The sequence below is a fragment of the Mucilaginibacter aureus genome, from assembly GCF_053514885.1.
The window spans coordinates 2,991,965-3,018,289 of the sequence record NZ_CP170601.1 but is presented as its reverse complement, the minus strand read 5'-3'; the positions used below and the strand labels follow the sequence as shown (position 1 = coordinate 3,018,289).

Sequence of the window (26,325 nt, the reverse complement as noted above, 5' to 3'; positions counted from 1 at the left end):
TATTGTTTGAGTTAAAAAACACGTCCAGGTTTAATTGCTAAATTGATATGGGCCCAATAAGTCAAAAACCATAACATTTAGTACTTTCGCAAAAGCTTAATAAAAGTTTAGCGAGGTATATGAGAAGAGCACTTGTTTTTTGGGCGTTATTATTTGTTGCCTGTGCGGCGATGGCGCAAACAGAGCAGCCAAATTATAAAACTGCCATTGGCCGGTTTAAAAAATATTACAATACTAATCAGCCTGATAGTGTATTCAGCATGTTTTCAGCTGAGATGAAGACTGGCTTGCCTATCGAAAAACTCAAGGATATAGTTACCCAAATGCACGCCCAAATAGGCGACTTAAAAGTTACTACTTTTACCGGCTATTTTAGTACAGCAGGTATGTACAAGGCCGATTACGAAAAGGCCACTTTAATGATCAATTTATCGTTAAACGGTTTAAACCAGGTTGATGGTTTGTATTTTAAGGAGTACAAGGGCGATAAAGTTGCCGAAGCCAAACTAACCGAAGTTAAAACCCAGGCAGATGCAGCATCGCAAACTCCGATAAACGATCCATCGTTAACCGAATCGCCTATTACACTCAGTACCCTGGGTGGAACTTTATCAGGCACATTGACTATGCCTAAAAATGCATCCGGCAAAATACCCGTAGTATTAATTATACCCGGTTCCGGCCCTACCGACAGGGATGGCAACTCAAACTTCGGCCCGCATCCAAACACTTATAAATTGATAGCCGCTGCATTAGGTAAGGCCGGTATAGCCAGTTTAAGGTACGATAAACGCGGCGTGGGCCAAAGTAAAACAACAGCTAAAGAAATTGATACCAAATTTACCGATATGGTTGATGATGCCAACGAGTTTGCATCTACCCTGAAAGAAGACAGCCGTTTTTCAAAACTGATCGTATTGGGCCATAGCGAAGGCTCGTTAGCCGGTATGCTGATGATCGCTTCAACACAGGTAACTTTCAATGGGTTTATCTCTGCTGCCGGGCCTGCCGATGCTGCTGATTTGATACTAACCGAGCAATTAAAAAGATCGGCTCCGCCATCGGTACAAACTGAGTTTAAACGAATTGTAGATAGCCTGCGCAAAGGAAAAACCACCGATCGGGTTGACCCGGCATTATACTCCATTATGCGCCCAGGCATTCAAAAATACATGATGAGCTGGATGGTATTTGAACCGCAAAAGGTAATTAAACGACTTAAGCTGCCTATCCTGATTGTACAAGGCACCACCGATATGCAGGTAGACGTGGCACAGGCCGAAAAATTAAAAAAAGCAAAATCAGAAGCTACCCTGAAAATAATTGACGGCATGAGCCATATTTTAAAGGACGGCCCGCCCGACAGGGAACAAAACCTGGAGACCTATAATAAACCCGATTTGCCTTTAAAGCCCGAGTTTATAACGGCAGTCGTTAGCTTTGTTAATGCGGTTAAATAGTTAACTGTGCCAGTTGCCCAATAACCTGCGTATCAAAATGATCTGGCCGGTGTGATAACTGTTATGGTCGGCTATCAGCAATGCCTCGCGCAGCAGGTTTATGTTTTTTTCGTTTTGAAACGGTTCAAATAAGTTTACCTCTTCATCTTCAAACAACTCAATAAACTTCGCCCGGTCGCTCTTTATTTGCTCAACCGCCTCGTCCCATTCGTCATCATCTTTGGGTATAGCATTTTTAGGCCAGTATTCATCGGGCCATTTTGGCGATTGATGCTGGGGGTTGGTGCTAAACTTCAAAATATCCCACTGCGCAATACGGATATGATCAACCAGCATCCAGATACTATACGGCAGTCCATTGGGTATTATACCCCGTAATTTTGCCGGCAGGTTATGCAGTGCATCATTTAAGGTAGCATGCGCATTACCGCCCTTTATCAATTTAATAAGTTGGTGCCTGGTTACTTTATCTATATCTTCAAAATCCTCCATTATACTTAATATTTTTTCGTTTAACCATATTGAGCTGGGATAGTCTTCGATCGTGGAACAAAATACAGACATTCAAGTCATTTTATCATTACATAGCGGTTAATTATTAAACTAATAAACCTATTTTTAGTCTATAATTATAACCCTGTATTTATAACACCTGTTTATATGTTTTGTTCATTCAAATCGTTCAGTGTAAAAGCGTCTTTCGTTTTGTTTACACTAATAGTTTTCAGTCAGGCTTTATTTGCCCAGGCCCAGCCTTCAGCAGCAAACTCGGTAAAAACCCTCATCAGCAAAATAGACGATTACAACGCTAAAATGCCTGGCGAAAAATTGTATCTGCAATTTGATAAGCCTTATTACTCGGTAGGTGATACCATTTGGTTTAAAGGGTATATTCTAAACCAAAGCTTATCCTACTCGCCGCTAAGCAGCCGCGTGTATATTGATATGGTGAACGACAGTAACAAGGTGGTAAAACGATACGTTTTTGCATCGGCCATAGGGCTTACCTGGGGCAATATAACCCTGGATGATAAAGTATTTTACGAAGGCGCTTACACTTTACGCGCCTACACCCAATGGATGCGCAATTTTGGAGAAGAAAGCTTTTTTTATAAAAGCTTTTACCTGGCTAATGCCGATAACAGTCCGTGGATAGTCAGCACCGATGCCAAACTATCCGAAGATATCAAAAACAGTGTTACTGCAAGCGTAAAATTTACCAGTGTAAATAGGGAAGCTATTGATGGCCGAACCTTTGATGTAAAGTTGCTCAGCGGTAAAAAGGTATTATTCCGCAACAACCTGCAAACCGGCGACGATGGTATATTTGAAACTAATTTTGTATTGCCTGCAACCCCGGTTAAAAATTTAACCATGGTAGCTACTGACAAAAAAAACAGCAAAAAAACGGCTGTAGTACCCGTTAAGGTTGATCGTGCACAAGATATCGACATTCAGTTTATGCCCGAAGGCGGCCAACTGGTAGCCTCACTGCCCACCATGGTAGGCTTTAAAGCCATTGGCGAAGATGGCCATGGCGTTAACGTTAAAGGCGAAATACTCAATAAAGAAGGCGAAACCGCGGCAACGTTCGAATCGTCACATAAAGGCATGGGTGTTTTTAACCTGGTGCCACAACCCGGCGAAGTTTATACAGCTAAAATAACTTTGGCCAACGGTGATACCAAAACGGTAAACCTGCCTGTCATCAAACAATCGGGTACGGTTATGCGGGTAAAAAATAACCCTGCCCGTGATACAGTGGATATTTCTTTTTTCGCGTCAGGGGACATGGTGGGCTCTGACAAAACATATCACTTTATTGCCGAATCGCGCGGTGTGGTTTGTTATGCCGCTTCGCTCGATTTTAAAAACAATTCGATCAATGCACATATCCCCAAAGCCGATTTCCCGACAGGGATAGCGCATTTAACTTTATTGAACCAGGCCGGGCAGCCTATAAATGAGCGACTGGTGTTTATAAACCATAACGACAATTTAAAAATTGACCTTACAACCCAAAAATCTTTCACCCCGCGCGACAGTATACCCGTACGTATTAAGGTAACGGATGCTGCCGGAAAACCTGTTATGGGCAGTTTTTCGATAGCGGTAACCGATAATGCCCAGGTAAAAAAGGACGCTGACAACAACGCCAATATATTAACTGGTATGTTGCTCTCGGCCGATTTGAAGGGTTATATAGAAGACCCTGCTTATTACTTTGCAAAAAGTACAGAAAGTGCAAAGGCATTGGATGTTTTGCTGTTAACTCAGGGATGGATAGGTTATAATTGGAACACCATAATTACAGGCGCAGCCAAACCTGCGTTCGAACCTGAACCGAAATTTGAAATTAAAGGCCGTGTAACCAATTTGTTCAACAAGCCAATTTCCAATACATCGGTAATATTGTTTGGCACCGGCAAATACAAAACGCTCAGAGATACTACTACCAATGCCGATGGGGTATTTACTTTTAACAGGCTGCCATTGATTGTTGACAGCACTAAGTATGTATTAACTGCCCACACCAAAAGGGGCCGTACCATTCAGGGCGGCATTACTGTTAACGAGGTTGAGCTTACGCCATTAACCACCCTTTATGGCGCACCTGTTAAGCCCTGGTATGTAAATACCGACAGTACTTTGCTTAACTACGTAAAAACAAACAATGCTTACAGGTACGAGCTAGACAAAATAGAGAACGGGGGAACCGGTCGTTTACTTAATACCGTAAATATTAAGGATCAGGCAGCTATTAAAGGCTCACAAAACCTGAATGGCGCCGGTACTGCCGACCAAACTTTAACCACTGCCGATATGGAAAATGCAGGCAAGGCATCGTTGTATGATGTGATAGCAGAAAAAGTAAAAGGTTTCCATACCGGATATTCGCCGCGATCAACAGATATGGGCTTTTTTATTAAAGATAAAAGGGTTCGGTTTGTTATTGATGGTTTAGACCTTGACCGCTTTTACCAACCGAGTAACGATATCGGCGGCCCTCATGTTCCTAACGAGCACTATGAATACATTAAGCAAACACTTGATTATTTAACAGCCGAAGACCTGTTAGGCATTGAGGTTTTGTACAGCGCAGCTAATATTGCCAATTACAATACCCAAAACTTAACTAACGATGAGATCTTAGCGCTTAATCCGGCCGGGCCACGAGGCTCAACCGTAGCCTATCTCGAAATTACTACCCGATCGGGCAATGGCGCCTTTATGAGGCGGGCCAACGGTGTATACGTTTATAAACCCAGAACACTTACTCTTCCAAAAGAATTTTACAGCCCTAAATACACTGTTAAAAACCAGAACCGCAACTTTAATGATCTGCGCTCAACCATTTACTGGAACCAAAACATTGTGACCGATAAAAGCGGACGAGCTAAGGTTATGTTTTATGCTGCCGATAAGCCAACAACCTACACCTTAGTTTTAGAAGGCGGAGATATGAATGGTAAAATTGGCCTGCAAACCGATCAGATAACCATCAGCGGAAGCAAATAGAACAGGATTATGATGGCTCGCTAAGCGCACTATGGCTTCACTGCAGCGGACTCCTGGGCTTTTTTCTTTGCTTTGTCCCTGTCTTTAAAAAAACCTTTCAGTAAAAAGTTGTGCTGTGCAGCTTCCAGGTCGTCGTTGAGTTTAATAACGCTTTGATTTAGATAGTCCAAGGTGTTTTTAGCTTGTTCGGCCTGTTTAGGATCATTCAGTAAAACACCTATCACGTTATCGGTTGTGTTTAACTTATTGCTTGCGCGATTTAAATTTTCGGTTAATTCACTGGCATTTTTGGTGGTTTGCTTTAATTGATCTACCGATGCCTTAAGCTGTGCAAATACGGCAGTATCGGTGAGCATTTTATCAGTAAGGCCGCCTTTGGTATTTAACTTATCACTAAAACGATTAAGTTCGGTGGCCATGTGCGCCGTGCTTGCTGTAGTATTATTAAGATTCACAACAATGCCTCTGAATTTTAGTGCCAGTGCCGAATCGGTCATCAAAGCGCCTACCAAACCTTTACCTTGCGCTATATTGCTGCTTATCTTTTTAAAATCGGAGGTAATAGCCAGAAGGTTCTGGTTGTTTTGCTGCAGGGTTTTCATAATATCATCGGTAGATAGTAATTTTTCGGCCTGCAATACCGCGCCATCTTCAACCATTGGTGCCTGCGGGCTGCCGCCATCAATTACAATGATCTTGTTACCGATCAACCCATCCGAGCTTAGCTTTACCGTAGCATTGCGATGAATGTATTGCTGCACATTTTGGTCAACATTCATTTCCACATCAACCTGCGATGTGCCGGTAAATTTAATACTGCTGATTGTACCTACGTTTACCCCCGAAAACCAAACAGCATTCCCTTTTTTTAAACCGGCAACGTCATCAAATATGGCGCTAACATGTATATTTTTTGCAAATGTTTTTTTCTGCCCCCCCAACGTAAATATAGCCAGTGCAAAAACGAGCAAGCCAAGAACAATAAATATCCCCACTACTGCCGCTCGTTTGGTTTCTTCTTTTTCCATATCTTATTTAATAAAATTATAATCGAAAAATGGTTTTACCCGTTCATCATGGGTATTAAAAATATCATCAAAACTACCCTGGCGTTCAAATTTGCCGTCAAGCAGTATAGCCATACGGTCGCCTGTTTCTTTAGCACAGGTTAAATCGTGTGTAATAATGATGGATGATGTTTTATATCGTTGCTGTACCTCATTAATCAACTTGTTGATCTCGGTACAGGTTATCGGATCAAGTCCTGCCGTAGGTTCATCATATAGCATGATCTCCGGATTAAGGATCAATGTACGTGCAATACCGATACGTTTACGCTGCCCGCCCGATAGTTCGGATGGCATCTGGTTAATGGCCTGCTCCAATCCAACCGCCTCTAACACTGTTTCAACGGCTTCATTTATTTCGCCGCGGGTTAATTTCTTTTTATTCCGCACCAGCGGAAACTCCAGGTTTTTACGCACCGTCATGCTATCATACAAGGCGCTGTTTTGAAACGAGAAACCTATACGTGTGCGTAATGATTGTAATTGCTTTTCATTAACATGATCCATTTCTTCGCCCAGCAGCATTACCGTACCGGCATCCGGTTTGATCAGGCCGGATATGATCTTGATGAGCACTGATTTACCCGTACCCGAACGGCCAAGCACAACCAGGTTTTCGCCCTTGTATAATTCTATATCGGCACCTTTAAGCACCGGGTTACCGTCAAATGATTTTTTTAATCCTTTAATGGTGATCACCGGATCGTTGTAGTCGATATTTGCTTTAGCCTTGTGTATCATAAACCTGTTATCTAAACCAACCAAATATCTGCACAATAATTACTTCTTCAATAAAAACTAAAAACATGGCGGTAACCACAGCCATATTAGCCGCCTTACCTACGCCTTCGGTACCTTTGCTCGAATTATATCCCTGGTAACAGCCAACCATCCCGATAGTAAAACCAAAAACTATTGATTTAACCAGCGACGACGTAAAATCCACAAACGACAGCGGCTCAAATACCTGCTGCATAAAGGTGGTATAACTGGTACCCTCGTTTTGGGCAACGTTTACATAGCCGCCAATTAAAGCTACAAAGCCTGCATACATAGCCAGGATGGGTACAGTAACAGTTGTAGCCAATACCCTGGTGGTTACCAGGTATTTAAAGGGCTTTGTGCCCGATACTTCCATGGCGTCTATCTGTTCGGTTACCCGCATAGAGCCCAGTTCGGCACCAATGCTCGAGCCCACTTTACCTGCGGCTATGATGGCCGTAATTAAGGGCGCCAGCGCACGCATAATAGCTATCGAAATTAACGATGGCAGCCATGATGTGGCGCCAAATTCAGAAAGTGATGGCCTGGATTGCTTGGTAAAAATGAGCCCGACTATAAAACCGGTTACCGATATAATGGTTAACGACCGGACACCCACCTCATAGCACTGCCTTATTACCTCTTTAAACTCGTACGGGGGAAAAAAAACCTCTTTAAAAAAACGGCCAACAAACTTAAAAACGTTATAAAAATCAATAAACACGCTGGTCAACCATCGCGTTAAAGCAAAACCTGATTTATGTTGTGTTTTGAGTTCGGTTTGGGTTTTGTTAGTCATTTTATATAATTCTGCTCACTATTGCTGGTTACAGTACAAAAAACAGGCACGTGTTGTTTGATAGTGCAGGGTTATCATTAAATAAGTTTCTCCATAACAAGCAGCTCAAGTGGTTGTTTTTGTATACCTACACCGGCGCCAACCGGAAAGGGCTGCACTGCACCCGTTGGTTTAAAACCATGCCGCTTGTACCACTCCACCAGCTCATGTCTTGCCGATATTACGGTGAGATGCAGCCGGTCGCGATTTTGCTCACGGGCATACCATTCTATGTGCTTTAACAACAGTTTTCCGGTGCCGGTATTTTGTTTGTCGGGGTCAACACTTAACATACCCATATAAATACCCTTGTCATCGTGCTTCAAATAAACGCTGCCTATAATTTCGTTGTTTTGCATGCATTTTAGTATCACGGTATCTTTATCACCAATAAACCCGGTCAGTGTGGCTTCGTTAATTCGTGCCCCTTCCAGCAAATGCGATTCGGCCGTCCAGCTTTTACCGGGCACTCCTTTGTAGGCTTTGTTTATTAAAACAGCTAATTCGGGCACATCAATAACTGATGCCTTATCAATGGTGATCATGATTAAAAGTTGACGCGGCAAAGTTAATCAAATGATTAACTTTTTTTCATATGTCACCACATCATGGAGTGTTTAAATGCAATAATTTACTTTCAGATAACACGGTACGTTATAAAATGTGAACAGATAAAATGCGGATGTGTATAAAAAAGTTACTTTCATGGTACACATACTGCCATCTTTTTTCGTAATTTGATGTAAAGTAGCGGTCAAAATTAACATAACGTTACCGGTATATTTTTAATAAATGCATATTGCACCATGCCCGTAGCCAAACTGCCTTTTACTAAACAACTCGCCTACGCAGCCGGTATGATGGGATGGAGCACGATGTGGAATATCATCATCGTGATGCTGCCGTATTTTTACCTGCCTCCGTCAAACTCGCACCTTATCCCGCTCATGCCTCAGCTCATGGTATTTGGCTTGTTTAACATTATGAGCATTATTATGGCATCAGGCAGGTTTGTTGATGCTATTTTCGACCCGTTCATAGCTTCGTTAAGTGATAAAAGCACAAACCCCAAAGGCCGGCGCCTGCCTATTATGAAATGGGTTGTGCTGCCTGCGGTAATATTTTGCAGCTTAACCTTCTACCCGCTCACCATGTCTGAAAGTGTACATAATGCTTATTGGCTTATGTTTACACTAATAGGCTTTTTTATGATGGCAACTGCCTATATTATACCTTATAACGCGTTATTGCCCGAGATGACAGAAACCGGGAAAGAAAAGGTAAAACTATCATCGTTTCAGCAAATAGGCTTTGTACTGGGTATGATATTTTCGGCGCTGGTTAACAATTTTGCCGACCTGATACAGCATTATTTTCATGTAACGAGCCGCAACACTGCTTTACAGTTTACCATTTGGGGACTATGCATTTTTGCCGGCATGGTGATGATGATCCCTGTTTTTGCTATCGATGAAAAAAGATACTCCAGCAGCAAACCATCACATTTGCCGTTATTTGAAGCCATCAGCAAAACTTTCGGTAACCGCAATTTCAAATATTACCTGATCTCCGATTTTTCGTACTATATGGCGCTCAGTATCATTACCAGCGGATTGCTATATTTTGTAACAGTATTACTCGGACTGCCGCAATCAGAAGGTGGTTTGTTTGTAGGCATCATGGTTGTTGTATCGGTTATGTTTTACCCACTGATCAATATTATTACCGCCAGGTTTGGCAAAAAGCCTTTGGTAATGATTTCGTTTGGCATACTGGCGCTTATATTTGTAACCATTTATTTTTTAGGCAAACTGCCGTTCACTGCACATCAGCAAATATCTACACTGGTTATCTGCGCTGCATTTCCGTTAGCATCATTAGGTATTTTACCTAATGCAATATTAGCCGAGATTGCCCAACAAGATGCCGAAAAAACAGGCGAAAACCACGAAGGGATGTTTTTTGCCGTAAAATACCTGTTCGTAAAGCTCGGCCAAACTATCGGCGGCGCCTTGTTCATCTTCCTCACTGTTTATGGTAAAGATCCCGGTAATGACTATGGCTTACGTCTAAACGGTATCTGTGGCTTTGCTTTATGCCTGCTGGCCGTATTGTTCTTTAGCCGCTTCCGCGAAGTAAAACCGGTAAAACCAAACAAAAAGGTTCACGTTGTTGAAGCGGAGTAACTCAATATCAGGCAAATTAAATACCATGAACCACATCACCGCCGCCCCCGTAACTGCCCACTTAGACACCCTAATTGAAAAATTAGTCTCGTATAGCAACGACATACTTGCACCGGGCGATTTTCACGAAAGGCTTGCCCCGGCCATCAAAAATTATTCGGAGTTACTTTTTAGCCTGACCGGGCTAAGCTTAGATGGAACCAGTGTAAGAGCAAATATTTATACTGATCATGGCAAAGCTATTGGCCCTCTGTGGGCCGCATTTTGTGTTAATGAAATACTCAGGACGCAACGCTTTTGCCGTGGTTTATATAAGGCTGTTGCCGATAAACTACAGCAAAATGATACCAGGCCCGTACATGTAGTTTATGCAGGTACCGGCCCCTTCGCTACGCTGGCCCTACCGGTTATTATGCAGTTTAAGGCATCGCAATTGCAGTTTACCCTACTCGAAATAAACCCCGAAAGTTATGATACGTTAACCAACCTGCTCAAAACACTCCACCTTGAGGAATATATAAAAAGCATTGAACTATGCGATGCCATTACCTGGAAAGCCCCCCACGACGAGGTTGATATCGTACTTAGTGAAACCATGAACCGGGCATTGATAAAAGAACCGCAGATTAACATTATGCTCAACATGGCTTCACAGCTGCCGGATACGGTTACTTATATTCCGCAGGAAATCAGCGTTGGCCTTGCCATAAAAAGTCCCGGCGCGCTTACTCATTTAACCGGCCTTTATAGCTTTAACCGGGCTGGTTACCAAAAGATAATAAACCGATCTGCCGGGCAATCGCATTGGATCTTCGACACCAAAACAGTTAACTATCAACCAACTGAAAACGGCAGGCTGATGTACACTACTGATATTACTGTTTATGGTGATGAAAAACTTGGCCACGAAGAATGCTCGTTAAACATCCCCCTCAAGGTAAAACCCGAAATGCCTGTGCATGCGGCCGTTTTAGAATTTACCTATCATGACGGGCAGACACCAGGCTTTGTATACTCGGTTATTGAATAAAATACCATGATCGGTCATATTTCAATCATCATATTTTTTCATTAAAATTGGCTCTCCGTTTTAACGATCAAATCATGAAAGTACGTTTATTTTTTATTAGCTTATTGGCAATTTCAGGCCTTATCGCACAAGCCCAAACACCGGTTTCATCAGTACCCCTTAGTGTTAGATCAGAACTAACCCGCAGGTACCCGGATGCTAAAAACCCTAAATGGGATAAAAACAATGGCAATTACGAGGCTAAATGGGTTTCAAAAGCCGATGGCCCGAGCACCGCTGCATTTACCCAATTTGGTGCTTTTGTAGGTGTAACTACACCTACTCCGGTTAAATTTTTACCTGCACAAATTACCGATTATGTTAAAAATCACTATCAATCGTCAGTTACCGGTGCGCAAAAAAATGTAAGTGCTGTTGGCAAAATAACATACCGCATTAAAACCAGCGCCGGCAAAACCGTCATCTTTGATCAGGATGGCAAATGCCTGAGCCGCTAATTATTTTTAAGCCCTATCTGGTGATTGCTGTAATCCAGTAAATACTCGTTGGTTACAAAAAAATCAAGGCTAAATATCGTACGGTAATCACCGGTAACGTTAGGGTTTTCTATCGACGTCAGGTTAGCGGTGCTGGTGGTGGTATAACTGTAAACAAATCCTTTATTGGTAGTAACCGTAACTTTGGTATTAACAGGTAAAGGGCCAATACCGGTAGCCTTATTATCCTCGATTATGGTAATCGATGGCGTACCGGTATCAAACAATACCTGTGCTGATGTGCTTTGCGAACCATAGGTTATAGTTGCCGGTATGTTAGCTGAATAACCGCCCGGGTTACTGTTAGTAAGCGGGTGCATAATAAACCCCGAAGAGGACGACAGATCGGAATTAAGTAAGCCGATAGTAAGCAAACCGCCAACATAGGTACCCGTGCCGGTAAACCCGGCTGTACCTAAAGTAGCCAGTTTAAACCCGCTGGTTTGTCCGCTTGCAGTAGTAAAATAACTCAACGGACTGGCAATCGCGGTAAACGCGTAGCTGGTACCCGGCCCTACGCCAAATACATCAGCCGAGTGCGCCGCAGCAACTACTCCTGTAGTGACATTCTGTATCTTCCAGTATAAAAAGAATGGTATTCTTTTGGTGGTGATATTACCTGTTTGATCGCCAAGGGTAACAGTTGCATAAGCCAGGTTGCCGTACTCTTTGGTTAAACTGGTTTGGTCGCCATAGCTCATTACCGATGTTTTACTAGTTACTGTAATGCCATTTACCACTACCGAATCGCCGGTAACGGTGATGCCCGAACTGGTGATCATGGAAGCCGGTAAAATACCGTTGGCATCAATCGTCATCCCGGTTGAACCGGTATCAAATATGCTGTAATAGGTTACCGACTGGCTGCCTACCTTTGTAATAGGCAAAAATATCCGCTTATTGGTTCCTGATGCATATTCGTATAAACCCAGCGTAGCTATTGGAGTAGCCGTAACCGTTTGCGCAGCCGTAACCGGGCTTACATCACTATTGTTCTTTTTACATGCATCTAATGTGCCCAACAAGCCCAAGCTCACTATCCAGAATAAACATTTTTTCATCATCAACCAGTTTTAATCAACCTCAGGGATAGTCTGCCAGTACCTTTGGTGGGAGTTGATTAGATAACGGCGATGAACTAGGATTATTATTGACAATTTGAGATAATGAGTTTATCAGCATCACGTCAATTGGCTCATCCCCAATTGAATTAATAATTAATAAGTTAATTTCTTCAACATTAATTACTTTTCAGATATAACATATTTCGCATCGCTATATAAAACCTAATCAATCTGTAAACACCCCCTATTAATCAATTATTTACATTTATAAATAATATTGTTTTTGGCAAACAGTTACCCAAAGCTGTTGTTCCAAATATATACGACTTACAGTTTAAACTTGTTGTGAGCTGAAACCCATTTTTAATTCTACTTGATCAATGCATACCATGACTGTAAGAAAACATCCGCATCATTTAATCATTTTGAACAGGCAGCTCGCATTCCAAAATCAGGAAAAAGAAACCCGTGCCGCTGAACTACTTGCCGCTAATATCGAATTAGCCTTCCAGAACCAGGAGAAAGAGAAACGGGCCGAACTGGTTATCGCTAATCGTGAATTGGCTTTTCAAAATCAGGAAAAAGAAAACCGGGCGGCCGAACTGGTTATCGCCAATCGTGAACTGGCTTTTCAAAATCAGGAGAAAGAAAACCGGGCGGCCGAATTAGTGGTCGCTAATCATGAACTGGCTTTGCAGAACCAGGAAAAAGAAAATCGGGCCGTTGATCTTGTCATTGCCAACCACGAACTCAAATTCCAGAACGAAGAGAAAGCCAAAAGAGCCACCGAATTAACCATAGCCATCTGGGAGCTTAAAAAAGCCGAACAATACTTAAAGACTTACACCCATGGTTTAGAGGAGATCATGTTCATTACTTCACACAAAGTGAGGCAACCTATCGCCAATATCCTGGGGCTTTCCAGTATCATCGATCAATCTATCAACTCCCCTGGCGATCTGAAAAACATCGTAGACTACATCAAATTATCAGTGACCGATCTTGACAGTTATGTTAAAGAACTCACCCGTTTTATTGTTGATCTGGATAAAAAGGGAAAATATATTGATTGATGCCCTACCTTGTCTTAAAAAGATGGGTATTTTAGGTTAGCCTTACTTACTTTGCAGTATCCATACCTTTAGTTATTAACTTAAATATAGCAAAAATACTCGATATTTACAATAGTAACTAACCAATGGATATTCAGCAACAATTTCCAAAGATCTACCTGTACCGGCGCATTGTGCAGGCCAAACTGTTTATTGATGCCAACTATCACCTACAGATCGATCTTAGCAATATTGCCGGTGAAGCCTATTTTTCCAGGTTCCATTTCATCAGGCTTTTTAAACAAACCTACGGCAAAACGCCGCATCAGTATTTAATGCAGGTACGCGTTGAACGGGCCTGTTTACTATTAAGCCAGGGCATACCCGCAAACCAGGCTTGTTACACCGTTGGTTTCGATAGCGTCAGTTCGTTCTCCTCCTTATTTAAACGCCTTGTCGGCCAGCCGCCCTCGGTGTATCAGCAAAACGAATTGCGCCGCCAGTCAGAAATAAAAAAAGTCCCGTTAAAATTTGTCCCCAACTGCTTCGCCCAACAAAACGGCTGGACCGAAGAACCGCAATTTTCGATAAGCCAGGTTTAATAATTCGTTGCATTTTTGATCAAACAATATCAAGATCATGATCACAAAATTAAACCATGTCAGCGTCTTTGTTCTCGACCAGGACAGCGCCTTTGATTTTTATGTTAACAAACTTGGCTTTAAGGTTCATACCGATGCCGCTATGGGCCCCGGTGCACGCTGGCTAACCGTTACTCCACCCGGGCAGCCCGACCTGGAAATAAGCCTCATGGCAATTGCCGAAGGCATGATGTTTAAAAAAGAAGCCGCTCAAACCATGCGCGACCTGGTGGCCAAAGGTACTTTTGGTTTCGGTGTTTTTGAATGCAACGACTTGCTGGCCACCTACGAAGAACTTAAAGCCAAAGGTGTGGTGTTCACCAAGGCCCCTACCAAAGAGTTTTATGGTTTCGAAGCTTTATTTAAAGATGATTCGGGCAACTGGTTTTCGCTGGGCGAAAAGAAAAAGGATTAAAGATCACCTCTTAATTGACGTATTTGCTGCAATGCCAGTACGTCAATTTGATCTTTAGGGCGATTAACTACTTGCTTATTTTCAATTAACTGGTTAATATGTAAAAAAGGGATGCTTACGCCTTCAATATCTGCTATCGAGGCCATTTGCAAACATTCATCAAAAGAATATTTTTCAAGCCCTTTCATTTCAGTTAATATATCCAGCACAAGGCTGTTATTTAGATGAAAATCTGTCCAGCCAGGTACAAATTGCATGTGCTCTATCATCGGATAGTCGCCCATGCCACAACTTACAAAAGCTTTGCGTAATTGCTGCCTGTTAGGTAAAGTATCTTTAAGCCAGATATCCAGATCACCCGTAAAACGCTGGTAGCCATGCAGGTTAATAGCATATCCACCAACCATTATATATTGTACATCATGGTCTTTAAGTGCCTTCCAGAATTTGAGTATTTCTTCGTCAAAAATATCCACGAATTATTTATTGATAAATGGTTTGTGCACTACCGACGCTTTATTCATTGTTTGTTGTATTTTATACAATCGGGTAGCCATTTCAAAACGTTCTTTATAAGTACGTTTTAAAGCTTCTTTTAAAAGTTTTATTTCTGCCTCATCAAATATTTGCACTATTTTCTCCATACGGCATTGCTCTTTAAATCATACCAATTTAGCAATAAATTTAAAGCTAACAAACTTTATCATCCGTCCTCGGCCTGTCAAATAATTGAAGCTTAAAGTGCCGGGCCTGTACCATTATCAACTCCTTTGTCTATCAACGAGTAACCTGGTTTAAAAAGCGTTCAATAGTATAGGTTGCAAGCTGCCCGCTCGGGCCGTTCAGTGTATAATCGCAGCCATGTACTGCCCACGGAAGGGTGAGTAAATAATGCTTTACTCCGTTTTCCTGTAGTTTAATATTCAGCCTGCGACTATGTTCGTAAGCTACCAGCACATCATTCTCACCGTGTATCAGCAAGGTTGGTACCGATGTTTTGTCTACATGCAGTATCGGCGAACTTGCCGCATAATTGTCGGGCACGGCGCTGTAGCTTCCGCCGAGGTAATTTTCCATTACCTTGCGCGAATCCATCACCCAGGGGTTCGATGGCACCGAATAACCCCAAACCATATCTGCCGGGGCGTAATAACCGATCACTCCTTTTACACCGGGTTCGTGCAGCGTATAGGCGGCTAACAAAGCGATCTGCCCTCCTGCCGAGCGGCCCAGCAAAACAAATTGATTGGTATCAATATGTAAACTATCGGCATGCTTGCGCAGATAATTGATGGCCGAATGCACATCCTCAATAGGCGCCGGATATTGGTATTTAGGCGCGAGCCGGTAATTAATGGCTGCCACATTGTACCCGGCTTTAGCCAGGTAACTGTTTAGCTCAGGCAACTGGGCGCTGTTGCCGCTACTCCACGAGCCACCATGGATCACCACTACACAACCCCTGTTTCCCGCAGCCTGCGATGGGTAATAATCCAATGTAAGCCTATTTTGCTGGTCGTAAGTATATACATCCGGCACCATTTGCCTTACGGTGATACCGGTTATCATCCTGAAAAAGCTAAACGGAGCCTGCCTGGTTTGTCCCCTTAATGCGGCGCTGCCCTTACCGAACGCTGCTTCAAAACCGGCATTTACTTTAGTGGCAGCGCTAAAACCCCGTACTATGGGTGTGCAATACAACAGCAAGGCAGCAATACCTATAACCGTTGCCAGGTGATGGTACTTCTCGCTGCCATAGTCAAATGTCAGGATCAGTAAAGTAGCGGTGATAAATATCCAGGCAAACTCGGTAACTAAAACAGAGAGTATCCACAAATGATATTGCGGTGCCTCAAATACGGTTAGCAGCGATGCCAGTAACAAAAGTGTCAGAAATATTAACCTGATCATGCGTGGGTTTTACCAAATAAATAATGCCTTACCAACCACTCGTTGCTTCATTATAGTTTCACAAATTACGCGATATTCAGCTTTAAGAAGCGATATCACCAACATTTATTTTTTTGTGACAATTACCATCGCGTTTTACCATACAGTATTGCTGTCACATACGTACATCGGGGCATTTCAGATCAAAAAAGGTCAAATAATTTCCATTTCCTAACAAAAAAGTACTTGTATAAGTACCCGGTCCCATCTAAACAGGTATCTCAAAACACTTGTTATAAATGCAATTTATTGGTTTATAATACCTTAAACACTATTTTAAAATATATTTAAAAATAGCTTGCACCCAATAGCCAATAACCCTATATTTGCACCACTTTAATCAGAAACGGTTAAACGATTCCGTAGCTCAGCTGGTAGAGCATAACACTTTTAATGTTGGGGTCCTGGGTTCGAATCCCAGCGGGATCACAAAGACCACCCAACAGGTCGAACGTTTTGAAGTAAGAGCCTCTTGAAAAAGAGGCTCTTTTTTGTTTAAACGCGGTTTTTGAGTTAGAAACCAACTTTTTGCAAATCCATTCCTCCACTTTTCTCAAAAATTTCAATACAAGTTAGTTCAATGTAATTCAAAGTAATCGGTGACCTATTCGGTGACCTATATTTTCTTCCGAAATTAGGTCACCGAATTAATACTGGTGACGTTAGATCAACAATAAGTGTTAGGGTGTTAGTTACCACTATTTTTTGTTAAAATTTTTGAATAGCTTTGTAATAACCCTATTACCAAGTTATTTAACGATCGCAATTTATTCTATTCATGAAAAAACATTTACTTATCTGTCTCCTATCAGTGGTAACTATGGGTGCGTCAGCCCAAAACGCGGCACTCACCAAAGATGAAACCATTAGCTACATCAACAAAAAAGTTGTCGAAGCCACAGATCACGCTATACAATTTACAAATATGAGTCTTACTATAATCGACGCGTCTTTTTCAAAAGCCTCGAAAGAAGGGTATATCACATTAACATATAAAAGAATTGGCGATAGCCAATGGCAGGATGATTACCGGACAGTGGTGTTTAACCCTGCCCATATTGTAAATATCGTAGCTGAAGGCGACGAGGTGCGGACTACAAGCCCCGTGAGCAATGTGGTTTTAAAACTGGTGGGCAAAACTGCAAGTTATACCCGACGGGTACGCAATCATGGCGCGTATTACTGGCAAAGCCCTACGGAAGAAAGCCTTAGCTCAATAAATGTACCCTTTTTGCAATCAGATCCCACAAACTTTGGTAAACTAAAAAAAGCGCTGGAGTATTTAAAAACCCTTTGCAAAGCCGAGGATGATCCTTTTGCAAATTAAAACCGGTATCACTTTATTAAGCTTCAGCCACTATGAATAAACCTGTATTTGCATTCGTGTGTTTTGTTTTCTTGTTTGCAACGGCTGCTCGTTCGCAAACAACTGCGGGCATAGGCAGCGTGGTAGCTGTTGAATCTGCCGCGAAACGGATCACAGCCAACAACGCCACGCTTAAACTTTATGCCGATGAACTGGTAGAGCTGCAAGCTGCCTGGCAAAAGAAAATACAGGCTTTAAATGACGAGTATGCCGCCCTGATTAAGGAGCGGGATGCCCTGATTGGCGATATGAAGATAGGTGCCAAATGCAGCCAATGTGGTGAGTATAAATCATCGTTTGAAAAGCGTGGCGTTAACTTCGAAAAGCATTTAGGCGAGGTAAAAGGCTATGCTGTACCCGCTACCACTACCGAATTGGAAACCACGCGCGCAAAGTACAGGGACTTACTAGCCTATAAAAAAGTGCAAATTCAAACACTGACACAGGGTGGAGACAAAAGTGTTGTTGCCAAACAAAAAGAAATTGACGCGCTTAAAACTCAAAACCAAACCCTTTGCACAGAAATTACCACCCATAGTCAAACTTATGCCAAAAGTGTGGAGGCGGAAGTTAAAGCCAAACACGATACGTGGATAGACGATTTAATGAACTATGCGTCGGCCATTTTAATTGCCGATGATAAAATAACTATTGGTAAAGCCCGTGTGGTGGCCATTGACGCCGCTTTTGCTAAAAAATCTGAAGAGATTAAAGAACTGGTAAAAACCCAGGTTGCCGAAAAGCAAAAAGCGGCTGAGGGCAAAATCACAATAAATATTGAAAAACTAAAAAACTTAGACATCGCTGCAAAGGAATACTTAGAGCCATTGAGCCAAAAACTCAATGGATTAAAGCAAGATTTGGCCGATGCCAATTCCAAGCTTGTAAAGCTAGGTTTAAAGGATACAGCGCGCATTAGCCTTGCCACGGATGTAAAAAGGTTAATAGCCGAAATTGGGGTAACCAGCGGTACAATAAAAAGCTATACCACCAGTTACAACGCAAATGTGCTGAGCTTAAACACCGAAAACAAAGTACTTAAAGATCAAAATTGGCAATTGACCGTTAACTTGGCTAAAATGCAAGCGGCAGAAATTGCGAAAGTAAAACCGGGTTACGATCAACAAAAAATAACGGCCAATGCACTGGCTGCTACAGCAACAACTCAGTTGGCTTCAGCGCGGCTGGCGTTTACTGCTAAGGGAACGGCATACAAAACATTAAACAACACTTACGAAAGTTACTCAATTGCCGAAAGCAACCGGATGTTTATTGCCGCCCAAGGCGTAGGCTGCTCGGTTTTTAACGATGCACGCACCTTTGCCACTTTGAACTGGAATAAGATATACCCTTGCGTTAGTGGAGTAACCACCATGGCCAAGCCATATAACAGCAATGTTTTTGGCACATACTGCGCAAGCGCTTCATCTCCTAACTATTTAGCCAACTACAAAAGCTTTTTACGTGGTCTAGCCGGCGATGATCTGGCGGCAGTAAAAGGCAACAGCAACGCCACCTGGTTCGAGAAGGTATCACAGTAAAGCTAGTCTAAGCCATCTATTTGGTAGTTACGGTATAGTTCGTTAAGCAATTTTACAAAACCTCTTTGTTTGGTGCCATTGCAATCTGTATCAATTTTTTAACCTCGGCATCCTTTTTTATTAATGTATAGATTACAAGAATACTTATCTGTGCGAAATCTCTGATACCACAAAAGCGGGTACCAAATTGTACCGAATCCGACTGATACATGACTACCGTTGAGAGAATTACCTTTAGGGTTAATTCTCAATTTGTGGTTTTGGTAATTTTTTAATTACCTCATCGATAGAGAATGTTGCAGGTGCCTGCCGTGGTGGAAATTGCCGGTAGGTGTTTAAATAGGTGGCTACTTTTTCTACGGCTGGTAATATCGTAAAAGCGCGTTTTACGAACCAGTCCTCCCAGGCTGCTGCATTTGCAGGCGCGTACTCGTATGGATCGCTAAGCAGATCGATAAGCATTGGAGCTCTCAACTTTGTCATCGGGAAACGCCATATTTCCATACCATGAGCATCCTGCCGTGCAAATACATATTTAAACCGGTCATCGCGGTAGGCTACCAGGTTACCGTCGTCATCAAAATAAACAAACTCATGACGTGCTGTACTAGATCTTCCACTGAGGTAAGAAACCTGGTTGTAGCCATCCAAATGCACTTTAAAATTTTTACTCCCTTCCTGGGCGCCTTTGGCTACACTTGCGGTCAGGTTTTGATCGCCACCAGCAGCAGCTACTAAGGTAGGGAGCCAGTCCTCGGCAGAAAACAAACCGGTGAAATTGGTGCCGGGTTTAATTACACCGGGCCAGCGGATGAGTGCCGGAACCCTAAAAGCGCCTTCTGTTTGCATGTCTTTTTCGCCTGCAAAGGGTGAAGAACCGCCGTCGGGCCATTGGTTCTTCATAGCGCCATTATCAGTAGTATAAATTACGATGGTATTATCTTCAACTCCATTGTCTTTTAAGAATTTCAGCAATTCGCCCACCATTTCATCGTGTTCGGTCATGCCATCGGCCTGTAAACCTAAGCCCGTTCTGCCCGCCGAAGCTGGTTTAAGGTGTGTGAAAACGTGCATACGGGTGCTATTGAACCAGATAAAAAACGGCTTACCGGCTTTTATTGAACTGCCCATGAATTTTTCTGACGCTGCTAAAAATTCATCATCAACCGTTTCCATCCGTTTTTTGGTTAGCGGACCGGTATCTTCTATTTTGCCGTCGGCAGTTGAATGGATCACGCCGCGCGGGCCAAAGCTCTTTTTAAAATCGGCACCTTTTGGATAGTCTGGGTTTTCCGGCTCTTCTTCGGCGTTTAAGTGGTACAGGTTACCAAAAAACTCATCGAACCCGTGCGCTGTAGGCAGGTATTTATCCTGATCGCCCAGGTGGTTCTTTCCAAACTGCCCGCACATATAGCCTAATGGCTTTAAAAATTCGGCTATGGTAGGGTCTTCCTTTTGCAGCCCGACCGGAGAACCAGGTAGCCCCACTTTGGTTAAACCCGTGCGGAACGGGCATTGCCCGGTTATAAATGCAGCCCTGCCTGCAGTACAACTTTGCTGGCCGTAGTATTGTACAAAAACACCGCCTTCAGCGCCAATACGGTCGATATTGGGCGTCATAAACCCCATAAGGCCACGACTGTAGGCGCTTACATTTGATTGTCCGATATCATCACCCATGATGACCAGAATATTAGGTTTTTTTTGAGCCATAGCACTAAAAGCTATAGCTGAGGTTAGTAAAACCACTAAGGCGACGTGACGCTTATCAAAATTTTTGAAGATCGACATATGCTGTTTGATTTAAATGCATTCAAAAGTAAAAGCAGAATATACTGTGCAAAATAAAAGCATTGGATTGCCGAATGCGCTATTTTGAACCCACCAAACAGTTGCACTTTTACAAATGCAACTTGATTTAATTTGAGCAAGCGTAAATATGGCTTTGTAGCATTCAATTATTAGTGCCGCCTCCGCTGGCGCACGCGTGCCGCGTGTGTAATGTTCAGTATTCAATACCGGGCTTTTTTATGCGCCAAAAATTTCGTATATTGCGGCAAGCGCAAGGCTAAAACAATTACAAATTTGATAATGAAACACCGAAAAGTAATTAAAAATACCGACAAATACCCACCTGTTTATGACGTTTACGTCAGTGCTCATTATGAAAATGGTAATTTAAAAATAATTGCGAATTTGATAACCGGGCACTGATAAGTAATTAAAGAATACCGCAAATCCCCCCCAGCGGGATCACAAAACGTCCCCAACGACGTTACTGATTTTGGCGAAGGATCTTCTTGCAAAAGAGGCTCTTTTTGTTTTAAAACGGTTTAGTTAAAAAACCAGCTTTTCTCAAAAAACTATTCCCCCGCTTTTAACTGGTTGCAAATTATGAGGTGCAACTTATCGCCGGTACTAAATCGCTCCGTGCCCTGGTACCGCTTGTATCTTTGAATGTACCAGATCGCGAAAGATCATCATGCAAATGCAAAATACAGCGTGGCGCAATTTAAAATGCATTATCAAACATGATAAGATGAAGCAAGCGCCGTTAATATTTCTTTTTGCGTTTAGCTGTCTGCCTGCATTTTGCCAAACCCGGACAGATAGTACCACCATACAAAAACCAAAAGAAAAGAATGTTGAATTGCGCGTAATGCCGTATTTGGGCTACAACCGTAACATGCAATTTATGTTTGGGGCAATCCCCATGATGATGTACAAGCTAAACAAAAAGGATACGGTATCGCATGAGTCGTTATCCGGCCTAATGGGTATTTATACTACCAACAATTCATATTTTGTGGCTGTTTTTAACAGGTGGTACGTGGCCGAAGATAGATGGCGCCTTAAACTGTTTGCCCTTACGGGGAATTATAATTCGCAATTTTTCGTCAGCGATGTGGATCAGCCCGATTTTTATGATTACGGCACCAAAACCACCATCATCAGCGTTGGCGCGCAACATAAAATTATAAAAGGGTTTTATGGCGGCGTAGCTTATACCTACGCCTATTACAATACGGTATACCAAAATAACATAGCGACTTCAAGCGTAACACATACCAACGGCTTGGCGCTCGAGCTGCTACGCGATACCCGCAACGCAGTTTATTACCCCACTACCGGCGATGAATTTAAATTGAGCTGGACAACTTATCCCGGGTGGGCAGGTAATACTGTTGTGGCAAACAGGATCGCCCTTGAGCTGAATAAATATTTCCCTGTTCGCGATAACAAGGACGTTATCGCGGCACGTGTTTTTGGAAAATTTGGTTTAGGTACCATACCGTTCGAGCAGCAGGCTACACTGGGCGGAACAGATATCAGGGGATATTCGGACGGTAAGTACCGCGGGGATGGCTTAATGGACATACAGGGTGAGTATCGATATACCTTTGGCAAAAAAATGGGATTGGTAGGGTTTGCCGGTCTGGCCACTATTTATGGTTCGGCCACCGAAAGCTTTAACTGGAAAATATATCCCGGCGCCGGGGGCGGTTTCCGTTACAACCCGTTCAACAAAAATAAATTTAATGTGGGTATAGACGGTGCCGTTGGCAAAGAAGATTACGGTATCTATTTCAGGATCGGCGAAGCCTTTTAGTAAAAAGGATCGCGGTTGAACTTTCAACGTTCGTAAAAAAATACTTTATCAATACCCCATCGGCATCATTAACAATAACAGTACCTTTGCACAAAATTTAACGTATGCCCAAAATATTGATCTTTTTTGTTTTATCACTGTTTACAATTACTGCCTACGCCCAAAAAAAGCAGATCATTAGCGGCACGGTCAAAGACGCCGCCACAGGCGAAACCCTGCTTGGCGCTTCCATCCGCATCAAGGAACTCCCCAACACGGGCACCATTACCAATAACTATGGTTTCTACTCCCTGTCTGCGCCCGATGGTCAATACACATTGCTGTTTACCTATATCGGATATGAAGCAGCGGCTATGCCGTTAAGTCTGCATAAATCGCAAACTATTAATATTACTTTAAACTCTAAGAGTAATCTGCAGGAAGTGGTGATCGGTGGCAACCGCCCTAATAACGAGCAGATCGCTTCGCCACAAATGGGTGTTGAGAAACTCAATATGGCTCAAATTAACCAGGTGCCGGTTGTACTGGGCGAAAAGGATATTTTAAAAACTATAACCCTGATGCCCGGTGTTAAATCGGGAGGCGAAGGAAACTCGGGCTTTTATGTGCGCGGCGGCGCTTCTGATCAAAACCTGATCTTACTGGATGAAGCTACAGTTTACAACGCATCGCACCTGTTCGGCTTTTTCTCAACCTTTAATTCTGATGCGATTAAGGGTGTGGATATTTATAAAGGAGGCATGCCTTCAGAATATGGCGGGCGTCTGTCATCAGTACTGGATATCAAAATGAACGATGGCAACAATAAGGATTTTACCGTTCAGGGTGGTTTGGGGCTCATTTCTTCCCGTTTGAAAGTAGAAGGGCCGATCGTTAAAGACAAAGGCTCATTTATGGTAAGCGCCAGGCGTACTTATATCGACCTGTTTTTAAAAGCCTCAAAGGATTCTACCCTAAGGGGCAGCTCGCTCTATTTTTATGATCTCAACGCCAAAGCCAATTATCATTTTGACGAAAAGAACGTGCTCTATCTTTCCGGCTATTTCGGTAAAGACATTCTCGGGCTAAAAGATCTGTTCGGCACCAATTGGGGTAACTCTACCGGTACAGTAAGGTTCAATCATATTTTTAGTAATAAACTATTCTCCAACACTTCGCTGGTATTCAGCAACTATAATTACGTGATCGAAAGTTTTCAGAGTGCAAGCAGCTTTAAGGCCACCTCAAGCATTACCGACTTTAACCTGAAAGAAGACCTGCAGTATACTGTAAGTAACGAACACCATTTCAAGTTCGGCATTAACGTATTGCACCACTCTATTTCTCCAGGTGATATTACCACCGATGCCAGTTCCAGCTTTAATTCGCGAAGTGTAGAAAAGCGCTACGGGTATGAAAACGCGGCCTATGTTAGCGATGACTGGAAAGTGACTGATAAACTAAGTGTGCTGTACGGTGTAAGGGCAAGCTGGTTCTCTTTGATTGGCCCGGGTACTTTTAACACTTACGATGCAGCAGGAAACACCGTAAGTTCGATAACCTATGCATCAGGGGCAAGCGTTAGAAACTATTTTAACCTGGAGCCACGATTGTCCGCCGGTTACCAGCTCAATGATGTTAGCTCGGTTAAGTTGTCGTATAACCGCAATACGCAAAACATCCACTTATTAACCAACTCTACAACCAGTTCGCCTACTGATCTGTATGTGATGAGCAGTAACAATATCAAGCCCGAAATTGCCGATCAGGTAGCTGCCGGCTGGTATCGAAACTTTAAGGACAACCTGTTTGAGTTATCGGCAGAGGTTTATTATAAGTGGCTGCAAAACCAGATCGATTATAAGGACGGTGCGCAACTCATCGTTAATTCAAACGTAGAATCTCAATTAACTTTTGGATCAGGCCGCACATACGGTATCGAATTGTTCCTTAAAAAGAAATACGGGCGCATCAACGGCTGGATCGGTTATACGTTTTCACGTGCCGAAAACAAGTTCCCCGCGATAAATCATGGTTCTTATTATCCCGCAAGGCAGGATCGGACACACGACCTGTCTGTTGTAGGTATCTATCAGCTTAATAAACGCTGGTCATTTTCGGGTTCATTTATTTATCAAACCGGTAGTGCGGTTACCTACCCTACAGGTAAATATGACATTGGCGGCGCAACTACTTTCTCTTATTCAGAACGGAATGGCTATCGCAAACCAAACAATAACCGCGTGGATCTGGGCGCTACGCTGGAAGGTAAGGAACATAAAAAATACCACTCCAGCTGGAACTTCAGTGTTTATAATATTTATGGGCACGACGATCCTTACACTATTACTTTCCGCGACAGTAAGACCGTGCCAAACACCACCGAGGCTGCACAAACCAGCATCTTCGCCACACCGATCCCTTCAGTTACCTGGAACTTTAAATTCTAACATCATGAAAACATTCAAAAAACATATAGCCTTCCTCATTATCCTGCCGTTTTTAGCTTCATGTACCAAGGTGATTCAATTAGACCTCGGTAATGATACCGGGCGAATGGTTATTGAGGCTAAGGTTACCAATGCACCCGGCCCGCAGACCATTAAACTGAGCCGTAACGTTTCCTTTTCAACCACCAATACCTATCCGCCTGTAAGCGGGGCCACGGTAAATGTAACCGATCAAACCGGGCGTAGCTTTATTTTTACAGAGGGCCCTGCCGGAACTTATACCAACAATACCTTAACAGGCACGGCAGGGAACACTTATACCATGAATGTTGTTTCGGGAACAACAACCTACAAGGCAACTTCGGTAATGCCTGCCCAGGTAACGCTGGATTCGCTTACTTATAAAGATGGTGCGATAAAAGCCGAACACAAGGTGCTCACCGTTCACTACCAGGACCCTGCAGGCGTGACAAACCAGTACCGTTTTGTGATCTGGATCAATAATGTACAGGTTAAAACCATATATGCCTTTAATGATGATTTTAACGATGGCCGCTACGTCAGGCTAGATCTAAGAGTGCGCGACGATGATGATTCTAATTTCGGAATACTTTCGGGTGATACCGTTAAGGTCGAAATGCAATGTATCGATAAACCGGTGTATACTTATTGGTATACCTTGATGCAGCAGGGTTTCAATGGTCCAGGAGGTGGGGTTTCACCCGCAGATCCGCCAAATAACATCACCCCTACGTCGCTTGGATATTTCAGCGCGCATACCACACAAACTAAAACAGTTGTAGTTAAGTAAATAATAGCAATTACTTGATCGTTGAAATTCTGATATGCCAGAGATATA

Annotated in this window: 23 protein-coding genes and 1 tRNA gene; 14 read left to right on the top strand and 10 right to left on the bottom strand. The window is 42.8% G+C overall.

Annotated features, from left to right (window positions below):
- Positions 1-119 precede the first annotated feature (119 nt).
- Entirely contained in the window at positions 120-1,460 is a 1,341-nt protein-coding gene (locus tag ACFGVR_RS12865) for an alpha/beta fold hydrolase (RefSeq protein ID WP_448697603.1), read from the top strand.
- Here ACFGVR_RS12865 and ACFGVR_RS12860 read toward each other — a convergent pair whose 3' ends face one another.
- Positions 1,461-2,024, bottom strand: a complete 564-nt coding sequence (locus tag ACFGVR_RS12860) for a DinB family protein (protein ID WP_448697601.1) — start codon at positions 2,022-2,024, stop codon at positions 1,461-1,463.
- A 96-nt stretch (positions 2,025-2,120) separates the two neighbouring features.
- On the opposite strand from ACFGVR_RS12860, the gene ACFGVR_RS12855 reads away from it, so the two are divergent.
- Positions 2,121-4,979 carry a carboxypeptidase-like regulatory domain-containing protein gene (locus ACFGVR_RS12855; protein WP_448697600.1) on the top strand — a complete coding sequence of 953 codons (2,859 nt, stop codon included), beginning with the start codon at positions 2,121-2,123 and terminating at the stop codon, positions 4,977-4,979.
- A 29-nt stretch (positions 4,980-5,008) separates the two neighbouring features.
- Here ACFGVR_RS12855 and ACFGVR_RS12850 read toward each other — a convergent pair whose 3' ends face one another.
- The 4 genes from ACFGVR_RS12850 to ACFGVR_RS12835 form a co-directional block, all read right to left on the bottom strand.
- Positions 5,009-6,007, bottom strand: a complete 999-nt coding sequence (locus tag ACFGVR_RS12850) for an MlaD family protein (RefSeq protein WP_448697598.1) — start codon at positions 6,005-6,007, stop codon at positions 5,009-5,011.
- Between the two features lie 3 nt (positions 6,008-6,010).
- On the bottom strand, positions 6,011-6,787 hold the full coding sequence (locus tag ACFGVR_RS12845) for an ABC transporter ATP-binding protein (protein ID WP_448697596.1): 777 nt from the start codon (positions 6,785-6,787) through the stop codon (positions 6,011-6,013).
- A 7-nt stretch (positions 6,788-6,794) separates the two neighbouring features.
- On the bottom strand, positions 6,795-7,607 hold the full coding sequence (locus tag ACFGVR_RS12840) for an MlaE family ABC transporter permease (RefSeq protein ID WP_448697595.1): 813 nt from the start codon (positions 7,605-7,607) through the stop codon (positions 6,795-6,797).
- Between the two features lie 77 nt (positions 7,608-7,684).
- Positions 7,685-8,191, bottom strand: coding sequence for a GNAT family N-acetyltransferase (locus tag ACFGVR_RS12835; RefSeq protein ID WP_448697593.1), 507 nt, complete (start codon positions 8,189-8,191; stop codon positions 7,685-7,687).
- A gap of 261 nt (positions 8,192-8,452) precedes the next feature.
- Here ACFGVR_RS12835 and ACFGVR_RS12830 point away from each other — a divergent pair, with 261 nt between their 5' ends.
- The 3 genes from ACFGVR_RS12830 (at position 8,453) to ACFGVR_RS12820 (ending at position 11,359) form a co-directional block, all read left to right on the top strand.
- Positions 8,453-9,832 (top strand): MFS transporter, encoded by a 1,380-nt coding sequence (locus tag ACFGVR_RS12830; protein ID WP_448697591.1) that lies wholly within the window; start codon positions 8,453-8,455, stop codon positions 9,830-9,832.
- A gap of 25 nt (positions 9,833-9,857) precedes the next feature.
- Positions 9,858-10,862, top strand: a complete 1,005-nt coding sequence (locus ACFGVR_RS12825) for a hypothetical protein (RefSeq protein WP_448697589.1) — start codon at positions 9,858-9,860, stop codon at positions 10,860-10,862.
- Positions 10,863-10,936: 74 nt separating this feature from the next.
- On the top strand, positions 10,937-11,359 hold the full coding sequence (locus ACFGVR_RS12820) for a PepSY-like domain-containing protein (protein WP_448697588.1): 423 nt from the start codon (positions 10,937-10,939) through the stop codon (positions 11,357-11,359).
- Here the strand turns inward: ACFGVR_RS12820 and ACFGVR_RS12815 are convergent.
- Positions 11,356-12,462 carry a hypothetical protein gene (locus ACFGVR_RS12815; protein ID WP_448697586.1) on the bottom strand — a complete coding sequence of 369 codons (1,107 nt, stop codon included), beginning with the start codon at positions 12,460-12,462 and terminating at the stop codon, positions 11,356-11,358. The genes ACFGVR_RS12820 and ACFGVR_RS12815 overlap by 4 nt on opposite strands.
- Positions 12,463-12,851: 389 nt before the next feature.
- Between ACFGVR_RS12815 and ACFGVR_RS12810 the strand changes: the two genes are divergently transcribed.
- The 3 genes from ACFGVR_RS12810 (at position 12,852) to ACFGVR_RS12800 (ending at position 14,570) form a co-directional block, all read left to right on the top strand.
- Positions 12,852-13,535 carry a diguanylate cyclase gene (locus ACFGVR_RS12810; RefSeq protein WP_448697584.1) on the top strand — a complete coding sequence of 228 codons (684 nt, stop codon included), beginning with the start codon at positions 12,852-12,854 and terminating at the stop codon, positions 13,533-13,535.
- 125 nt (positions 13,536-13,660) lie between these two features.
- Positions 13,661-14,116 (top strand): helix-turn-helix transcriptional regulator, encoded by a 456-nt coding sequence (locus ACFGVR_RS12805; RefSeq protein WP_448697583.1) that lies wholly within the window; start codon positions 13,661-13,663, stop codon positions 14,114-14,116.
- Positions 14,117-14,153: 37 nt separating this feature from the next.
- On the top strand, positions 14,154-14,570 hold the full coding sequence (locus ACFGVR_RS12800) for a VOC family protein (RefSeq protein ID WP_448697582.1): 417 nt from the start codon (positions 14,154-14,156) through the stop codon (positions 14,568-14,570).
- On the opposite strand, the gene ACFGVR_RS12795 is transcribed toward ACFGVR_RS12800, so the two are convergent.
- From ACFGVR_RS12795 to ACFGVR_RS12785, 3 genes are all read right to left on the bottom strand, one after another.
- Positions 14,567-15,046, bottom strand: a complete 480-nt coding sequence (locus tag ACFGVR_RS12795) for a hypothetical protein (RefSeq protein WP_448697580.1) — start codon at positions 15,044-15,046, stop codon at positions 14,567-14,569. The genes ACFGVR_RS12800 and ACFGVR_RS12795 overlap by 4 nt on opposite strands.
- A 3-nt stretch (positions 15,047-15,049) precedes the next feature.
- Positions 15,050-15,214 (bottom strand): hypothetical protein, encoded by a 165-nt coding sequence (locus tag ACFGVR_RS12790; protein ID WP_448697579.1) that lies wholly within the window; start codon positions 15,212-15,214, stop codon positions 15,050-15,052.
- 133 nt (positions 15,215-15,347) lie between these two features.
- Positions 15,348-16,481, bottom strand: a complete 1,134-nt coding sequence (locus ACFGVR_RS12785) for an alpha/beta fold hydrolase (RefSeq protein ID WP_448697577.1) — start codon at positions 16,479-16,481, stop codon at positions 15,348-15,350.
- A gap of 395 nt (positions 16,482-16,876) precedes the next feature.
- On the opposite strand from ACFGVR_RS12785, the gene ACFGVR_RS12780 reads away from it, so the two are divergent.
- The 3 genes from ACFGVR_RS12780 to ACFGVR_RS12770 all read left to right on the top strand — a co-directional run bounded on the left by ACFGVR_RS12780 (position 16,877) and on the right by ACFGVR_RS12770 (position 19,427).
- Positions 16,877-16,949, top strand: a tRNA-Lys gene (locus ACFGVR_RS12780).
- A gap of 349 nt (positions 16,950-17,298) precedes the next feature.
- Positions 17,299-17,847 carry a hypothetical protein gene (locus tag ACFGVR_RS12775; protein WP_448697575.1) on the top strand — a complete coding sequence of 183 codons (549 nt, stop codon included), beginning with the start codon at positions 17,299-17,301 and terminating at the stop codon, positions 17,845-17,847.
- A 32-nt stretch (positions 17,848-17,879) separates the two neighbouring features.
- Positions 17,880-19,427: a hypothetical protein gene (locus tag ACFGVR_RS12770; RefSeq protein WP_448697574.1), complete on the top strand. Its 1,548-nt coding sequence runs from the start codon at positions 17,880-17,882 to the stop codon at positions 19,425-19,427.
- 240 nt (positions 19,428-19,667) lie between these two features.
- Here the strand turns inward: ACFGVR_RS12770 and ACFGVR_RS12765 are convergent, their stop codons facing one another.
- Entirely contained in the window at positions 19,668-21,218 is a 1,551-nt protein-coding gene (locus tag ACFGVR_RS12765) for an arylsulfatase (protein ID WP_448697572.1), read from the bottom strand.
- Positions 21,219-21,966: 748 nt separating this feature from the next.
- Between ACFGVR_RS12765 and ACFGVR_RS12760 the strand changes: the two genes are divergently transcribed.
- The 3 genes from ACFGVR_RS12760 to ACFGVR_RS12750 all read left to right on the top strand — a co-directional run bounded on the left by ACFGVR_RS12760 (position 21,967) and on the right by ACFGVR_RS12750 (position 26,277).
- Entirely contained in the window at positions 21,967-23,037 is a 1,071-nt protein-coding gene (locus tag ACFGVR_RS12760; protein WP_448697570.1) for a BamA/TamA family outer membrane protein, read from the top strand.
- A 104-nt stretch (positions 23,038-23,141) separates the two neighbouring features.
- Positions 23,142-25,466, top strand: coding sequence for a TonB-dependent receptor (locus ACFGVR_RS12755; RefSeq protein ID WP_448697568.1), 2,325 nt, complete (start codon positions 23,142-23,144; stop codon positions 25,464-25,466).
- A 4-nt stretch (positions 25,467-25,470) separates the two neighbouring features.
- On the top strand, positions 25,471-26,277 hold the full coding sequence (locus ACFGVR_RS12750; protein ID WP_448697567.1) for a DUF4249 domain-containing protein: 807 nt from the start codon (positions 25,471-25,473) through the stop codon (positions 26,275-26,277).
- Positions 26,278-26,325: the final 48 nt, after the last annotated feature.

Bases quoted from the DNA above. Each gene is read 5' to 3' on its own strand.
- ACFGVR_RS12865 (WP_448697603.1), top strand. From the start codon at position 120: ATGAGAAGAGCACTTGTTTTTTGGGCGTTATTATTTGTTGCCTGTGCG.
- ACFGVR_RS12860 (WP_448697601.1), bottom strand. From the start codon at position 2,024: ATGTCTGTATTTTGTTCCACGATCGAAGACTATCCCAGCTCAATATGG.
- ACFGVR_RS12855 (WP_448697600.1), top strand. From the start codon at position 2,121: ATGTTTTGTTCATTCAAATCGTTCAGTGTAAAAGCGTCTTTCGTTTTG.
- ACFGVR_RS12850 (WP_448697598.1), bottom strand. From the start codon at position 6,007: ATGGAAAAAGAAGAAACCAAACGAGCGGCAGTAGTGGGGATATTTATT.
- ACFGVR_RS12845 (WP_448697596.1), bottom strand. From the start codon at position 6,787: ATGATACACAAGGCTAAAGCAAATATCGACTACAACGATCCGGTGATC.
- ACFGVR_RS12840 (WP_448697595.1), bottom strand. From the start codon at position 7,607: ATGACTAACAAAACCCAAACCGAACTCAAAACACAACATAAATCAGGT.
- ACFGVR_RS12835 (WP_448697593.1), bottom strand. From the start codon at position 8,191: ATGATCACCATTGATAAGGCATCAGTTATTGATGTGCCCGAATTAGCT.
- ACFGVR_RS12830 (WP_448697591.1), top strand. From the start codon at position 8,453: ATGCCCGTAGCCAAACTGCCTTTTACTAAACAACTCGCCTACGCAGCC.
- ACFGVR_RS12825 (WP_448697589.1), top strand. From the start codon at position 9,858: ATGAACCACATCACCGCCGCCCCCGTAACTGCCCACTTAGACACCCTA.
- ACFGVR_RS12820 (WP_448697588.1), top strand. From the start codon at position 10,937: ATGAAAGTACGTTTATTTTTTATTAGCTTATTGGCAATTTCAGGCCTT.
- ACFGVR_RS12815 (WP_448697586.1), bottom strand. From the start codon at position 12,462: ATGATGAAAAAATGTTTATTCTGGATAGTGAGCTTGGGCTTGTTGGGC.
- ACFGVR_RS12810 (WP_448697584.1), top strand. From the start codon at position 12,852: ATGACTGTAAGAAAACATCCGCATCATTTAATCATTTTGAACAGGCAG.
- ACFGVR_RS12805 (WP_448697583.1), top strand. From the start codon at position 13,661: ATGGATATTCAGCAACAATTTCCAAAGATCTACCTGTACCGGCGCATT.
- ACFGVR_RS12800 (WP_448697582.1), top strand. From the start codon at position 14,154: ATGATCACAAAATTAAACCATGTCAGCGTCTTTGTTCTCGACCAGGAC.
- ACFGVR_RS12790 (WP_448697579.1), bottom strand. From the start codon at position 15,214: ATGGAGAAAATAGTGCAAATATTTGATGAGGCAGAAATAAAACTTTTA.
- ACFGVR_RS12785 (WP_448697577.1), bottom strand. From the start codon at position 16,481: ATGATCAGGTTAATATTTCTGACACTTTTGTTACTGGCATCGCTGCTA.
- ACFGVR_RS12775 (WP_448697575.1), top strand. From the start codon at position 17,299: ATGAAAAAACATTTACTTATCTGTCTCCTATCAGTGGTAACTATGGGT.
- ACFGVR_RS12770 (WP_448697574.1), top strand. From the start codon at position 17,880: ATGAATAAACCTGTATTTGCATTCGTGTGTTTTGTTTTCTTGTTTGCA.
- ACFGVR_RS12765 (WP_448697572.1), bottom strand. From the start codon at position 21,218: ATGTCGATCTTCAAAAATTTTGATAAGCGTCACGTCGCCTTAGTGGTT.
- ACFGVR_RS12760 (WP_448697570.1), top strand. From the start codon at position 21,967: ATGAAGCAAGCGCCGTTAATATTTCTTTTTGCGTTTAGCTGTCTGCCT.
- ACFGVR_RS12755 (WP_448697568.1), top strand. From the start codon at position 23,142: ATGCCCAAAATATTGATCTTTTTTGTTTTATCACTGTTTACAATTACT.
- ACFGVR_RS12750 (WP_448697567.1), top strand. From the start codon at position 25,471: ATGAAAACATTCAAAAAACATATAGCCTTCCTCATTATCCTGCCGTTT.